The organism is Azospira sp. MPR-E4 (assembly GCF_058809645.1).
The window spans coordinates 1-13,409 of sequence record NZ_JBXAST010000076.1 but is presented as its reverse complement, the minus strand read 5'-3'; the positions used below and the strand labels follow the sequence as shown (position 1 = coordinate 13,409).

16 protein-coding genes are annotated in these 13,409 nt (G+C 67.7%); 13 read left to right on the top strand and 3 right to left on the bottom strand.

Going from position 1 to position 13,409, the window contains the following annotated elements; all coding sequences use genetic code 11:
• The first annotated feature begins 297 nt into the window (after positions 1-297).
• From AC1RTA_RS15520 to napF, 13 genes are all read left to right on the top strand, one after another.
• Positions 298-1,308, top strand: a complete 1,011-nt coding sequence (locus AC1RTA_RS15520; RefSeq protein ID WP_014236269.1) for a cytochrome-c peroxidase — start codon at positions 298-300, stop codon at positions 1,306-1,308.
• A gap of 200 nt (positions 1,309-1,508) precedes the next feature.
• Positions 1,509-2,126: a cytochrome c biogenesis heme-transporting ATPase CcmA gene (gene ccmA, locus AC1RTA_RS15515; protein WP_130459420.1), complete on the top strand. Its 618-nt coding sequence runs from the start codon at positions 1,509-1,511 to the stop codon at positions 2,124-2,126.
• A complete protein-coding gene (gene ccmB / locus AC1RTA_RS15510; protein ID WP_014236271.1) occupies positions 2,126-2,794 on the top strand; it encodes a heme exporter protein CcmB in 669 nt (222 codons plus the stop codon). Before ccmA ends, ccmB begins: the two co-directional genes overlap by 1 nt.
• Positions 2,791-3,543, top strand: a complete 753-nt coding sequence (ccmC, locus tag AC1RTA_RS15505) for a heme ABC transporter permease CcmC (RefSeq protein ID WP_014236272.1) — start codon at positions 2,791-2,793, stop codon at positions 3,541-3,543. The genes ccmB and ccmC overlap by 4 nt, the downstream gene beginning before the upstream one ends.
• Position 3,544: 1 nt before the next feature.
• Positions 3,545-3,739: a heme exporter protein CcmD gene (gene ccmD, locus AC1RTA_RS15500; protein WP_014236273.1), complete on the top strand. Its 195-nt coding sequence runs from the start codon at positions 3,545-3,547 to the stop codon at positions 3,737-3,739.
• Positions 3,736-4,254: a cytochrome c maturation protein CcmE gene (ccmE, locus tag AC1RTA_RS15495; protein ID WP_014236274.1), complete on the top strand. Its 519-nt coding sequence runs from the start codon at positions 3,736-3,738 to the stop codon at positions 4,252-4,254. Before ccmD ends, ccmE begins: the two co-directional genes overlap by 4 nt.
• A gap of 10 nt (positions 4,255-4,264) precedes the next feature.
• On the top strand, positions 4,265-6,256 hold the full coding sequence (locus tag AC1RTA_RS15490; RefSeq protein ID WP_130459418.1) for a heme lyase CcmF/NrfE family subunit: 1,992 nt from the start codon (positions 4,265-4,267) through the stop codon (positions 6,254-6,256).
• 17 nt (positions 6,257-6,273) lie between these two features.
• The gene (locus AC1RTA_RS15485) at positions 6,274-6,858 is read left to right on the top strand and encodes a DsbE family thiol:disulfide interchange protein (RefSeq protein WP_492785238.1); all 585 of its coding nucleotides are present in this window, start codon (positions 6,274-6,276) and stop codon (positions 6,856-6,858) included.
• Positions 6,855-7,370 carry a cytochrome c-type biogenesis protein gene (locus tag AC1RTA_RS15480; RefSeq protein WP_492785237.1) on the top strand — a complete coding sequence of 172 codons (516 nt, stop codon included), beginning with the start codon at positions 6,855-6,857 and terminating at the stop codon, positions 7,368-7,370. The genes AC1RTA_RS15485 and AC1RTA_RS15480 overlap by 4 nt, the downstream gene beginning before the upstream one ends.
• Positions 7,367-8,230, top strand: coding sequence for a c-type cytochrome biogenesis protein CcmI (ccmI, locus tag AC1RTA_RS15475; protein ID WP_014236278.1), 864 nt, complete (start codon positions 7,367-7,369; stop codon positions 8,228-8,230). Before AC1RTA_RS15480 ends, ccmI begins: the two co-directional genes overlap by 4 nt.
• A gap of 283 nt (positions 8,231-8,513) precedes the next feature.
• Positions 8,514-9,104, top strand: a complete 591-nt coding sequence (locus AC1RTA_RS15470) for a NapC/NirT family cytochrome c (RefSeq protein ID WP_014236279.1) — start codon at positions 8,514-8,516, stop codon at positions 9,102-9,104.
• Positions 9,105-9,213: 109 nt separating this feature from the next.
• Positions 9,214-10,083: an ethylbenzene dehydrogenase-related protein gene (locus AC1RTA_RS15465; protein WP_205230176.1), complete on the top strand. Its 870-nt coding sequence runs from the start codon at positions 9,214-9,216 to the stop codon at positions 10,081-10,083.
• 102 nt (positions 10,084-10,185) lie between these two features.
• Positions 10,186-10,686, top strand: coding sequence for a ferredoxin-type protein NapF (gene napF, locus AC1RTA_RS15460; protein WP_492785236.1), 501 nt, complete (start codon positions 10,186-10,188; stop codon positions 10,684-10,686).
• Here napF and AC1RTA_RS15455 read toward each other — a convergent pair.
• From AC1RTA_RS15455 to AC1RTA_RS15445, 3 genes are all read right to left on the bottom strand, one after another.
• Positions 10,683-11,102, bottom strand: coding sequence for an RNA-binding S4 domain-containing protein (locus AC1RTA_RS15455; RefSeq protein ID WP_130459413.1), 420 nt, complete (start codon positions 11,100-11,102; stop codon positions 10,683-10,685). The genes napF and AC1RTA_RS15455 overlap by 4 nt on opposite strands.
• 301 nt (positions 11,103-11,403) lie before the next feature.
• Entirely contained in the window at positions 11,404-11,985 is a 582-nt protein-coding gene (locus AC1RTA_RS15450; RefSeq protein WP_014236283.1) for a response regulator transcription factor, read from the bottom strand.
• Positions 11,982-13,382, bottom strand: a complete 1,401-nt coding sequence (locus tag AC1RTA_RS15445; RefSeq protein WP_014236284.1) for an ATP-binding protein — start codon at positions 13,380-13,382, stop codon at positions 11,982-11,984. The genes AC1RTA_RS15450 and AC1RTA_RS15445 overlap by 4 nt, the downstream gene beginning before the upstream one ends.
• Between the last annotated feature and the right edge of the window lie 27 nt (positions 13,383-13,409).

Here is a 13,409-nt window from a genome sequence, read left to right as displayed (position 1 = left end):
GGGGGCGGGAGATAGGGGCGGGCGAGGGCCGTACGGCCCGTCCGGTGTGGCGATGAGGGCCGGCTTCCCGGGGGACGGCGGCGGGGCCGCCGATTGCTCCGGAATCCCCGGCCAATACAGGCGTTGAAGGCCGGCGGCGGATGTTGTCCGGGGACCGCCGCCGTAAGGGTGCATAGGCGAAAGCTATAGGATGTATAGCCAAAAACCATTGAAAAACATTGACTTACGTCAACAAGACCCTACTCGTGGGATGGACAATGGCGGCACAATATTTCCATAACCCGAAGGGAGTGACACATGTTCCAACTCAAGATCACGCCGACCGCCATCGTCCTGGCGGCCACCCTGGGCCTTGCCGGCCTGGCGCAAGCCGCCGGCAATGAGCCCATCCAGCCGATCAAGCCCGCCAAGGTGGCCAACCCGGCCCTGGTGGAACTGGGCAAGAAGCTGTATTTCGACCCCCGGCTGTCCATGTCCGGCTTCATTTCCTGCAATTCCTGCCACAACCTGTCCATGGGCGGTACGGACAACATCAAGACCTCCATCGGCCACAACTGGAACGAAGGTCCCATCAACGCGCCCACCGTGCTCAATTCCAGCCTCAACGTGGCCCAGTTCTGGGACGGCCGTGCGGCCGACCTCAAGGCCCAGGCCGGCGGCCCCATCGCCAACCCGGGTGAAATGGCCTCCAACCACACCCTGGCGGTGGACGTGGTGAAGTCCATTCCCGGCTACGTGGCCGAGTTCAAGAAGGCCTTCGGCTCCGACAAGGTGGATATCGACGGCATCACCAAGGCCATCGCCGCCTTCGAGGAAACCCTGGTGACCCCCAATTCCCGCTTCGACAAGTGGCTGAAGGGCGACCAGAAGGCCCTGAGCAAGAACGAGCTGGAAGGCTACAAGCTGTTCAAGGACAGCGGCTGCGTCGCCTGCCACAACGGTCCGGCCGTGGGCGGCAACTCCTTCCAGAAGATGGGCGTGGTGGAACCGTACAAGGCTTCCAGCGCCGCCGAAGGCCGGGTCGCCGTGACCGGCAAGGATGCGGACCGCTTCAACTTCAAGGTGCCGACCCTGCGCAACGTGGAAATGACCTACCCCTACTTCCACGACGGCGCCGCCAACACCCTGAAGGAAGCGGTGGACACCATGGGCCGCATCCAGCTGGGCAAGAAGTTCACGGATGAGGAAAACGCCAAGATCGTGGCCTTCCTGAAGACCCTGACCGGCGACCAGCCCAGCTTCAAGCTGCCGATCCTGCCGCCGTCTGCCGACGCCACCCCGCGTCCCCAGCCCTTCGGCAAGAAGTAAGCAGCGCCTCTCGACTTGGAACGGGGGCCGTGGCCCCCGTTTTTTTCTGCACCTAAATGCTTCCGGCTATTGGGAACAGGTGCCGGATAGCCCATAATCCGGGCTGCCGGGAATAATTTGCACCGGTTTTGTTTCCCATCAAAGAGCCGCTACACTCTCGCCTCCATAATCCCGCCCAGATTGCCTGGACGCCCTCATCAATGCTGGAAGCCTCCCAACTGGAATGCGTACGCGGTGACCGTCGCCTGTTCGCCGGGGTGAGCTTTCGCCTGGAAGGCGGCGAATTGCTCAACCTGCAGGGCAAAAACGGCGCCGGCAAGACCAGCCTGCTGCGCATGCTGGTGGGCCTGGCCCAGCCCGTGGCGGGCGAGATCACCTGGCGCGGCGAGCCGATCCGCAAGCTGGCCGAGGATTACCGGGCCGAGCTTTGCTACATGGGCCACCACAACGCCATCAAGGAAGAACTGACGCCCCTGGAGAACCTGCTGGCCTCGGCCCGTCTGGCCGGCGAGCCCCTCTCCGAGGAGCAGGCCCTGGAGGCCCTTTACGCCGTCGGCCTGGCCGGGCGGGAAGACCTGCAGGCCAAATACCTGTCCCAGGGCCAGAAGCGCCGCGTCGCCCTGGCCCGCCTGATCCACGAGCGCCGTGCCCTGTGGGTGCTGGACGAGCCCTTCGTGGCCCTCGACGTGGCCGCCGTGGACATGGTGGCCGGCCTCATCGGCGCCCACCTGCAGCGGGGCGGCCTGGCAGTGATGACCACGCACCAGGCGGTGACCATTCCCGCCGGCAACCTCCGCGAATACCGGCTGGGGGCCTGATGCTCGACCTGCTCTTCGCCGTCATCGCCCGGGACCTGAAGCTGGCCCTGCGCCGCCAGGCCGATCTGGTTTCCGCCCTGTTTTTCTTCATCATCGTCGTCAGCCTCTTTCCCCTGGGGGTCGGCCCCGAGATGGACATGCTGCGCAAGATGGCCCCCGGCGTGCTGTGGGTGGCGGCCCTGCTGGCCACCATGCTGACCCTGCCGCGCCTCTTCGGCGACGACTACCGGGACGGCACCCTGGAACAGCTGGTGCTGGCGCCCCAGCCCCTGCCGGTCACCGTGCTCGGCAAGATGGCCGCCCACTGGCTCACCTCCGGGCTGCCCCTGACTTTGCTGGCGCCGGTTCTCGGCCTACAGTTCGACCTGTCCGCCGACGGCCTCCTGGTGCTGACCCTGGCCCTGCTGGTGGGCACCCCCTCCCTCTCGGCCATCGGCGCCATCGGCGCCGCCCTGACCCTGGGCCTGCGGGGCGGCGGCGTGCTGGTTTCCCTGCTGGTGCTGCCCCTGTATATTCCGGTGCTGATTTTCGGTGCCGGCGCCGTCGATGCGGCCGTTTCCGGCCTGGGCTTCGAAGCCCATCTGTCCCTGCTCGGCGCCTTGCTGGCCGGCAGCCTGTTTTTCGCGCCGTGGGCGACCGCGGCGGCCTTGAAGATATCTCTCGAATGAACAATCGACTGATCAACTGGTTCAAGTTCGCCTCCCCGGCGACCTTCTACCCCCTGGCGGGCAAGATGATCCCCTGGTTCGTCGCCCTCTCCGTCGTCTTCGGCGTGGCCGGCCTCTACCTGGGCATGTTCGTGGCCCCCACGGACTTCCAGCAGGGCGAGGGCTACCGCATCATCTTCATCCACGTGCCCGCCTCCTGGATGAGCATGTTCATCTACCTGGTGATGGCCTTCTGGGCCGCCCTGGGCCTGGCCTTCAACACCCGCCTGTCGGGCATGATGGCCACCGCCCTGGCTCCCACCGGGGCGCTGATGGCCTTCCTCTCCCTGTGGACCGGCGCCCTCTGGGGCAAGCCCATGTGGGGCACCTGGTGGGTGTGGGATGCGCGGCTGACCTCCGAGCTGATCCTGCTCTTCCTCTACATCGGCTTCATCGCCCTGCAGTCCGCCATCGACGACCCGCGCCGGGCCGACAAGGCCGGCGCCGTGCTGGCCCTGGTGGGGGTGGTGAACATCCCCATCATCTATTTCTCCGTGAAGTGGTGGAACACCCTGCACCAGGGCGCTTCCGTCTCCCTCACCAAGTCCCCCTCCATGGCCGCCACCATGCTCTGGGCCATGCTGCTGGTGGCCCTGTGCTTCTGGATGTATTCCATCGCCGTGGCCCTGGGGCGGGCCCGCAACATCATGCTGGAGCGGGAGCGGCACACCGAATGGGTGCGCCAGCTGCTGGCCGGCAAGGAGTCCTGAGATGCACTGGAACAGCGCCTCCGAGTTTTTCGCCATGGGCGGTTACGCCTTTTACGTCTGGGGTTCCTTCGGTGTCACCGCCCTCATCATGGCGGTGGAACCGATCATCGTCGCCCGGCGTCGTAAGAACCTGTTGTCCCGCCTGAAGCGGCAGATCACTGCCGAGAATCTGGCCCAAAGGAGTGAAGAAAGTTGAAAGCCCGTCACAAGCGCATCGCCCTCATCGTCGCCGGTCTGGCGGTTCTCGGCATCGGCACGGCCCTGGTGCTGAACGCCTTCAACAGCAACCTGGTGTTCTTCTTCTCCCCCACCCAGGTCCTGGCCGGTGAGGCACCCAAGGGCAAGACCTTCCGCATCGGCGGCCTGGTCAAGGAAGGCAGCGTCGAGCGCCTGGCCGACGGCGTCAGCGTCCGCTTTGCCGTGACCGACACCGACCAGACCCTGCCGGTGCAGTACAAGGGCATCCTGCCGGACCTGTTCAAGGAAGGTAAGGGCGTCGTGGCCCAGGGCAAGCTGGATGATGCCGGCCTCTTCGTCGCCACCGAGGTGCTGGCCAAGCACGACGAGAACTACATGCCGCCGGAAGCCCAGAAGGCCGTTGCCGACGCCCATGCCAAGGCCGGCGAGAACAAGGCCGCGGCAGAAGCCGGCGAGAAGAAGGCGGCCGTCGAGGCAGCCGAAAAGGCTGCGGCCAAAACCCTGAAGTATTGAGAGCGACCCCATGATCCCCGAACTCGGGCACTTCGCCCTCATCCTGGCCTTCTGCGTCGCCCTGGTGCAGGGCGTGCTGCCCCTGGTGGGCGCCCATCAGGGCCGTACCCCCTGGGTCCTCGTCGCCCGTCCGGCGGCCATGGCCCAGGCCCTGCTGGTGGCCTTCGCCTTCGGCTGCCTGACCTGGGCCTTCGTGCAGAGCGACTTCTCCGTCGTCTATGTGGCCCAGCATTCCAACACCCTGCTGCCCACCCTGTACAAGTTCTCCGCCGTATGGGGCGGCCACGAAGGCTCCCTGCTGCTGTGGGCCCTGATGCTGTCCCTGTGGACCTTCGCCGTGGCGGCCCTGTCGCGCCAGCTGCCGGAGCCCATGGTGGCCCGGGTGCTGGGCGTCCTCGGTCTGGTGGCGGCCGGCTTCCTGCTCTTCATCCTGGTCACCTCCAACCCCTTCGAGCGCCTGCTGCCGGCAGCCCAGGAAGGCCGCGACCTGAATCCCCTGCTGCAGGACCCGGGCCTGGTCTTCCACCCGCCCATGCTCTACATGGGCTACGTCGGCTTCTCCGTGGCCTACGCCTTCGCCGTCGCCGCCCTCCTTTCCGGCCAGCTGGACGCCGCCTGGGCCCGCTGGTCCCGGCCGTGGACCACCTCCGCCTGGATCTTCCTCACCCTGGGCATCGCCCTCGGCTCCTGGTGGGCCTATTACGAGCTGGGCTGGGGCGGCTGGTGGTTCTGGGACCCGGTGGAAAACGCCTCCTTCATGCCCTGGCTGGTGGGCACCGCCCTGATCCACTCCCTGGCGGTGACCGAGAAGCGCGGCAGCTTCAAGAACTGGACGGTGATGCTGGCCATCGGCGCCTTCTCCCTGTCCCTGCTCGGTACCTTCCTGGTCCGTTCCGGCGTGCTGACCTCGGTGCACGCCTTCGCCACCGACCCGACCCGGGGCATCTTCATCCTCGCCTTCCTGGTGGTGGTGATCGGCTCCAGCCTGGTGCTGTTCGCCTGGCGCGCTCCCAAGGTGGGCCTGGGCGGGCGCTTCAGCCTGGTGTCCCGGGAATCCTTCCTGCTCACCAACAATGTCCTGCTGGTGGTGGGCTGCGGCACCGTCTTCCTCGGCACCCTCTACCCGCTGCTGATCGACGCCCTCAACGCCGGCAAGATTTCCGTCGGCCCGCCCTACTTCAACACCGTCTTCGCCCCCCTGATGGTGCCGGTGCTGTTCCTCATGGGCGTGGCCCCCTTCGCCCGCTGGAAGGAAGCCAGCCTGGCCGAGATCGCCCGCCTGTTGCGCTGGGCCTTCGCCGCCGCCGTGCTGGTGGGCGTGGCCGTGCCCTTCATCTACGGTACCTGGCATACCGCCGTGGCCGTCGGCATCCTGGTGGCCGCCTGGATCACCCTCACCGCGGTGCTCAACTTCCTGCAGCGGGTGCGCGCCACCCGGGGCGACCTCTCCTTCGCTGCCGCCGTCTTCAAGCAGCCCCGCAGCTTCTGGGGCATGCACCTGGCCCACATCGGCGTCGCCGTGTTCGTCGTCGGCGTCACCCTGGTGAAGAACTACGAGGTGGAGAAGGACGTGAAGATGGAGCCGGGCGACAGCGTCCATCTGGTGGGCTACGAATTCCGCTTCATCGGCGTGCATCAGGTGGAAGGTCCCAACTACCTGGCCCTGCGCGGCGAGGTGGAGCTGCTCAAGGACGGCAAGCTGGACAAGGTGCTGCATCCGGAAAAGCGCAACTACGCCTCCTCCGCCATGCCCATGACCGAAGCCGCCATCGACGCCGGCCTGACCCGGGACGTGTACGTCTCCCTGGGTGAGCCCATCAACAAGAGCCAGCCGGAAGGCGCCTGGGCCGTGCGGGTCTACTACAAGCCCTTCGTGGACTGGATCTGGGGCGGCTGCCTGCTGATGTCCCTGGGCGGCCTCATCGCCATCGCCGACCGCCGCTACCGGGTCAAGGCCCGGGCCGCCACGCCAACCGCCGCCGCCTCTTCCGCTGCGGCCTGAACGAGCCTGATACGACCATGAACAAGTTCCTCTGGCCCCTCATCGGTTTCATCGTCCTGGTGGTGCTGCTGGCCATCGGCCTCAACCTCAATCCCCGGGAAGTGCCCTCGCCCCTGGTGGGCAAGCCGGCCCCGGCCTTCGCCCTGCCGCGCCTGGACAACCCGGCCAAGACCTTCTCCCCCGAGGAGATGAAGGGCCAGGTGTGGCTGCTCAACGTCTGGGCCACCTGGTGTCCCTCCTGCGTGCAGGAGCATCCGGTGCTGGTGGAAATGTCCAAGCGCAACTATCTGCCCATCGTCGGCTTCAACTGGAAGGAAGTGCGCGGCGACGGCGCCCTGGACAGCAAGCCCGACACCCCGGAGAAGGAAATGGCCCTGGCCATCCAGCGTTCCAGCAAGCTGCTGGCGGCCAAGGGCAATCCCTACCAGACGGTGATCATGGACCTGGACGGCCGCGTCGCCATCGACTATGGCGTCTATGGCGCTCCCGAGACCTACCTGATCGACAAGGCCGGCGTCATCCGCTTCAAGCACATCGGCCCCATCACCCCCGAGGTGCTGGAAAAGAAAATCCTGCCCCTGGTGGCGGAGCTGAACAAATGAGCCCCTTCAAGCGACTGTGCCTGGCCGCCTGCCTGGCCCTGGCGGCCCTGGCCCCCTTCGCCTCCCTGCAGGCCAAGGAAGCGGCCGACCTGGCCGCCGACCCGGTGGCGGAAAAGCGTCTCATGGAAATTTCCGCCGAGCTGCGCTGCCTGGTCTGCCAGAACCAGACCATTGCCGATTCCAACGCCGACCTGGCCCTGGACCTGCGCCGGGAAATCCGCGGCATGATCCAGCAGGGCAAGAGCGACCGGGAAATCCTCGACTTCATGGTGGCCCGCTACGGCGACTTCGTCCTCTACCGGCCGCCGGTGCAGAACAACACCGCCCTGCTGTGGTTCGGGCCCCTGCTGATCCTGGTGGTCGGCCTGGTGGCCCTGGTGCGCTACCTGCGCCGGCGTAACGTGGCCGCCACGGCCGCTGCCGGCGGCGGCCTTTCCGAGGCCGAGCGCCGCCGCGCCGAAACCCTGCTGCAGGAAGCCGCCGCCTCCGACAAGAAAGATTCCGTCCAATGACCGCCTTTGCCATCGCCGCCGCCGTCCTGGTGGCCCTCGTCGTCCTGCTCCTGCTGCCGCCCCTGCTCAGGGGCCGGGCGGTGAGCCGGGCCGACCGCCGTCAGGCCAACCTGGCCGTGTTCCGCGACCAGGAAGCCGAGCTGGAAAAGGAAAAGGCCGCCGGCACCCTGGGCGAAGCCGACTATCAGCAGGCTCGGGAAGAACTGCAGCGCCGCCTGCTGGAAGAGGTGGACGTGGCCGCCGAGGCGGTCGCACCGCGCCAGGGGCCGAGCCGCCCCACCGCCATCGTCCTGGCCCTGCTGCTGCCCGCCGCCGCCCTGCTGGGCTACACCCTGCTGGGCAACCCCAAGGCCCTGGACCCGCGCAACCTGCAGGCCCAGCCCCAGGTGACGGCGGAGCAGATCAACGACATGGTGGGCAAGCTGGCCGCCCGCATGAAGGACAATCCGGACGACGAAAAGGGCTGGATCATGCTGGCCCGCTCCTACAAGACTCTGGGCCGCCTGCAGGAGGCCGCCGACGCCTATGCCAAGGGCGGCAAGCTGCTGCAGGAAAATGCCGCCCTGCTCACCGACTACGCCGAAACCCTGGCCAGCCTCAGCGAAGGCCGTTTCGCCGGCAAGCCGACCCAGCTCATCAACCAGGCCCTCAAGCTCAATCCGGAAGAGCCCCAGGCCCTGATCCTGGCCGGCGTCGCCGCCGGCGAGCGGGAGGACTACAAGGCCGCCATCGGCTACTGGGAACGGCTGCTGCCCATGGTGGAACCGGGCTCGGAAGAGGAGACCTCCCTCAAGGAAGCCCTGGCCCGCCTACGGGAAAAGGCCGAGGCCCAGCCGGGGAAAAAGGCCGCCCGCAAGTAGGCGGCAGGCCTGCAAGGCAGGCGGGGCGCCACTTTCCGGCGCCCCATGCCGGAGAGGCGCGTCCATCCTGCCTGGGGTGGCAGGTCCTTGTGAAATCCTTGATTTTCCAGTGTTTAGGCAGCGTCACGGACGGCCCGCACGGGCCGTTCCGCGTTTTTGCGCGGAATTAACCCGCATCAAATATCCGGGCTTTTCGCCTCGGCTAGACTGCTTCCCACGATAGAGAGAAGTCCGGTTCGGGCATTTCAGCCCTGCTGCCGGCCTCAGGGAGAGAAAGCGCATCATGTCCGAGAATCAGAAAACCGGCCTTTGGGCCACCCTCAAGAAGCCCAGCGCCAAGTATTCCTTGTTTGCGCTGATCACCGTCGGCTTCGTCAGCGGCATCATTTTCTGGGGCGGCTTCAACACCGCCATGGAAGCCACCAACACCCTGGAGTTCTGCATCTCCTGCCACGAGATGCGGGACAACGTGTACCAGGAATACAAGCAGACCATCCACTACTCCAACCGCACCGGCGTGCGTGCCGTCTGCTCCGACTGCCATGTGCCGAAGGACTGGGTGCACAAGATGAAGCGGAAGATCCAGGCCAGCCAGGAAGTCTGGGGCAAGCTCACCGGCACCATCGACACCAAGGAAAAGTTCGAGGCCAAGCGCCTGGAACTGGCGACCCACGAGTGGGAGCGGATGAAGAAGAGCGATTCCCGCGAGTGCCGCAACTGCCACAGCTTCGACGGCATGAACACGGACAAGCAGAAGCCCCGCGCCAAGAAGATGCACGAGCTGGCCCAGAAGGACAACAAGACCTGCATCGACTGCCACAAGGGTATTGCCCACCACAAACCCCAGAACATGCCCGAGGACGACGACGAGTAATCTGCGTCGAATCCCACGGCAGGCCGTAACCGGCGGGGCGCAGCAAGGCCCCGCCCCTGAACCAAGCAGCCGGCTCCCCGAGCCCAAATCAAGAATGGAGAGTTACACCATGTTCAAGCAAACCGCCATCGCCTCCGCCGTCGGCCTCATGCTGGCCCTGGGCAGCCAGGCCGCTTTCGCCGCTCCCGACTGGTCCAAGGTCCCCGCCAAGAAGATCACCGTGTTCTACCCGGGCACCTCCGGCATCGAGTGGATCACCAAGGGCACCGACCACAGCGGCGCCAAGGGCATCCGCAAGGGCGAGGCCTGCACCGGCTGCCACGAAGAGGAAATCGCCGACATCGGCAAGAAGGTGGTCTCCGGCGAGAAGCTGGAACCGACCCCGCCCAAGGGCAAGGCCGGCTCCATTCCGGTCAACGTCCAGGCCGCCTACGACAAGGACAACGTGTACTTCCGCTTCTCCTGGAAGCAGCCCGCCAGCGGCGGCGAGAAGCTGGACAAGGACAACGAGGTCAAGCTGACCGTGCTGCTGGCCGGCGACAAGGTGCCCCTGGCCGACCAGGTCGGCTGCTGGCAGAGCTGCCACACCGACGCCCGCACCATGCCCGGCGCCGACGACAAGAAGACCAAGTACGTCAAGGACGGCAATGTGGCCGGCGGCGTCTACTACGATCTGATCCAGTGGAAGAGCGGCAAGGGCGCCAAGCCGGTGGACGGCTACATCGCCGACAAGCGCGTCATGGAAGGCGGCAAGGCCCTGGTGGATGCCAAGGGCGAGAAGAAGGGCGACACCTGGACCGTCACCTTCACCCGCAAGCTCACCGGCGGCGAAGGCGACGTGGCCCTGGCCGAAGGCAAGACCGTGCCCTTCGGCTTCGCCATCCACGACGACCACGCCGGCGGCCGCTTCCACCACGTTTCCTTCGGCTACAGCCTGGGCGTCGGCGCCAAGGCCGACGTGACCGCCGCCAAGCAGTAACGATCTCTCGGGCCGCAAATCTTCGCGAGTTGGCTTTGCGGCCAATTGGGGCGGGGCAGTTGCCCCGCCTTTTTCTTTGCTACTGCCGCGGAGCACGCCGTCTTGAGCCATCCCCCTGCCAACCTGTCCCGGCGCGGTTTTTTCCGCGGCCGCAGCGCCCCGGCGGCGCCCCTGCGGCCGCCCTGGGCCGTGGACGAGGCGGCCTTCCTGCAGCAATGCACCGGCTGCGGCGACTGCATCCGGGTCTGTCCCACCGGCATCCTGATGGCGCTGGCCCCCGGCCAGCCGCCGGTGGTGGATTTCCGCCAGGGGGAATGCACCTTCTGCGGCCAGTGCGCCAGCGCCTGCCGGCCCCGGGCCCTGCGCCGGGAGGATGACCGGCAACCCTGGCCCTACAAGGCCGCCGCCGGCGACGCCTGTCTTGCCCGGCAGCAGGTGGAGTGCCGCAGCTGCGGCGATTTCTGTCCCGAGGGCGCCCTGCGCTTTCCCGCCCGGGCCGGCGGCCCGGCCCTGCCGGTATTGCTGGAAGACCGCTGCACCGGCTGCGGCGCCTGCCTGGCGCCCTGCCCGACGGCGGCCATCAGCATCGGCCGTCCGGATTAGCCGGCGAAGCGGTCCAGGCGACGCCGGTCCCGCTTGGTCGGGCGGCCCCGGCTGTCCTGGCCGGGGGAGGGGGCCAGGGCCCGTTGTTCCTGTTCGGTGGCGCGGCGCGCCACGGATTCCGCACTTTCCTCATACAGCAGCCGGGCTTCCGGCGCCGGCCGCCGCTGGCCGTTGACCGCCAGCACCGTCACTTCCCAGCGTTCCTGGCCTGTCCCGATGTCGAGGCGGTCGCCGGCCTTGACCTCCCGGGAGGCCTTCACCGTCTGGCCGTTGAGCTTGACCTTGTTGCCCTCCGCCGCGTCCTGGGCCAGGGCCCGGGTCTTGAAGAAGCGGGCGGCCCACAGCCATTTGTCCAGCCGCAGGCGACCGTCGCGGCTGAGTCCGGGAATGTAGGGCAGGGGGGTGTCGTCGACCATGGGGCGTGGAGAGGCTGAAAGGGTTGGGGTAGAACGCGGCTCGGGGATGCTGGCTGGCGCCAGGCAAGCGGTACCAGCCGCCGGCCGCAGTCTAGCGCGCTCCCGGGTCTATGCCCATCCTGCCGTGGTGCCGGCCGTCCCACCGACAGCTGGGGCTAGTGTCCCGTCGGGAATGGACGGCTGTGGATGCCTGGCCTGGAATGCCCGTGCTGCTTGCATCTCCGGGATGGCATCCCGAAGAGTGGCGTCCTTTCTGCCTCTCGGAGGGGGCGTGCCCCTGGTGATGGCCTGGGGGCGGCCCCTATTCCCTTACCGGACGCTTGCCCAATTTGCGCTGCAGGGTGCGGCGGTGCATTTTCAGGGCCCGGGCGGTGGCGGAGACGTTGCCGCCGTGTTCCGCCAGCACCTTCTGGATGTGCTCCCATTCGAGCCGGTCCACCGACAGGGGCGAGTCGGCCACCGGGGTGGTGGCGTCGCCGGCGGTGCGCTGCAGGGCGGCGACGATCTCGTCGGCGTCCGCCGGCTTGGCCAGGTAGTGGGTGGCGCCCAGCTTGATGGCCTCCACCGCCGTGGCGATGCTGGCGTAGCCGGTGAGCATGACGATGCGGGTGCCCGCCTCCAGGGCGGCCAGTTTTTCGATCAGCACCAGGCCCGAGTCGCCGGGCATCTTCAGGTCCACCACCGCATATTCGGGCGGGTTGGCGCTGGCCAGGGCGTAGGCGCTCTCGGCGCTGTCCGCCGGCGTCACCAGGTAGCCGCGGCGTTCCAGGGCCCGGGTGAGGACCCGGCGGAAGACTTCGTCGTCGTCCACCAGGAGCAGGGTGGGGCAGTCGTTGTCCGGGCCGTCGAGGGCGTCGGTGCTGGCGGGAAGGGTGTCGTTCATGGCCTGTGGCGGTTCAGTGCGGCGAGGGGAAGGGTGATGCGGCAGCAGGCGCCGGAGCCTTCCGGGGCCGGCCGGTTGCACAGTTCGAGGCGGCCTCCGAAGCGTTCCAGGGTGGCCCGGGTGAGGAACAGGCCGATGCCGCTGCCGCCGGCCTGGGTCGGGTCGTCCTTGGTGCTGACGAAGGCCTGGCCCAGGCGCGGCGCCAGGGCCGGGTCCAGGCCCGGGCCCCGGTCGAGGAATTCGATGATGCAGTCCTCGCCCTGGCAGCGGCTGCGCACTTCGACCCCTTCGGGGGAGGCGTCGGCGGCGTTGTCCAGGATGTTGATGAGGGCCTGCTCCAGGCTCGGCTCCGCCTGCACCAGAGGCTCGGCGTCGCCATCTGCCGACTGGTAGTCCACCCGCACCCGGGGCCGCAGCACGCGCCAGCCATCGAGCAGCTCATTGAGCCACTGGCCGAGGGGCCGGGCGGGGGCGGCTTCCTGCCCTTCCCGGGCGGCGCCGGCGGAGGCCAGGACCTGGGTCAGGGTGCGCTTGCACAGGTCCACCTGTTGCCGCAGCAGGGCCAGGTCTTCTCCCAGGGCCGGGGTCTGGCCGTGTTCAAGCTCCAGTTCCCGCAGCACCACGGCCATGGTGGACAGGGGCGTGCCCAACTTGTGGGCGGCGCCGGCGGCCAGGGTGCCCAGGGCCAGGATCTGCTCGTGGCGCAGGGCCCGCTCCTGTTCCCGCTGGCGGGCCTCGCCCAGCTCCCGTTCCCGCTCCCGCAGGGTGGCGGCCAGGCGGGAAAGGAAGAAGGCAACGATGAGGGCGCTCACCAGAAAGTTGAACCACATGCCCAGCACGTGCAGGGCAAAGCCGCCGCCGTGGCCGGCGTGTTCCGGGGCGACGCCGCTGGCCCGGGCCAGGATTTCGTCCAGCCGGGCCAGGTCGCCCTGGGGCGGCGGCAGCGGCAGGTTGAAGAACATGAGGAAGGTGTAGGCCCCCAGGGTGATGCCGGCCATGGCCCAGATGTAGCGCCCGGGCAGGGTGGCGGCGGCGATGGTGAGGGGCAGCAGGAACAGGGAGACGAAGGGATTGGCCGAGCCGCCGGCGTAATAGAGCAGCAGGGTCAGCACCAGCACGTCGGGCAGGAGCTGGCAGAAATATTCCCGGTCGCCCACGGGCCGGGGGCGGCCCAGGCGCCACTGGGTATACAGATTGAAGAGGCCCAGGCCGATGCTGGCGGCGGCCATGGGCAGGACTTCCAGGGGAATGCGCAGCCAGCCGGCGGCCAGCACCAGGACCAGGCCCTGGGCCAGCACTTCGATCCGGCGCAGCATGACCAGCCGGGCCAGGGGCTGGCCGGAGGCAATGGACGGGGTGGCGGGCAGGGAGGGCGTGGCGGCAGGCATCGCCGCCATTCTAGCGCCCGCGGGGCGGGGCGAGGG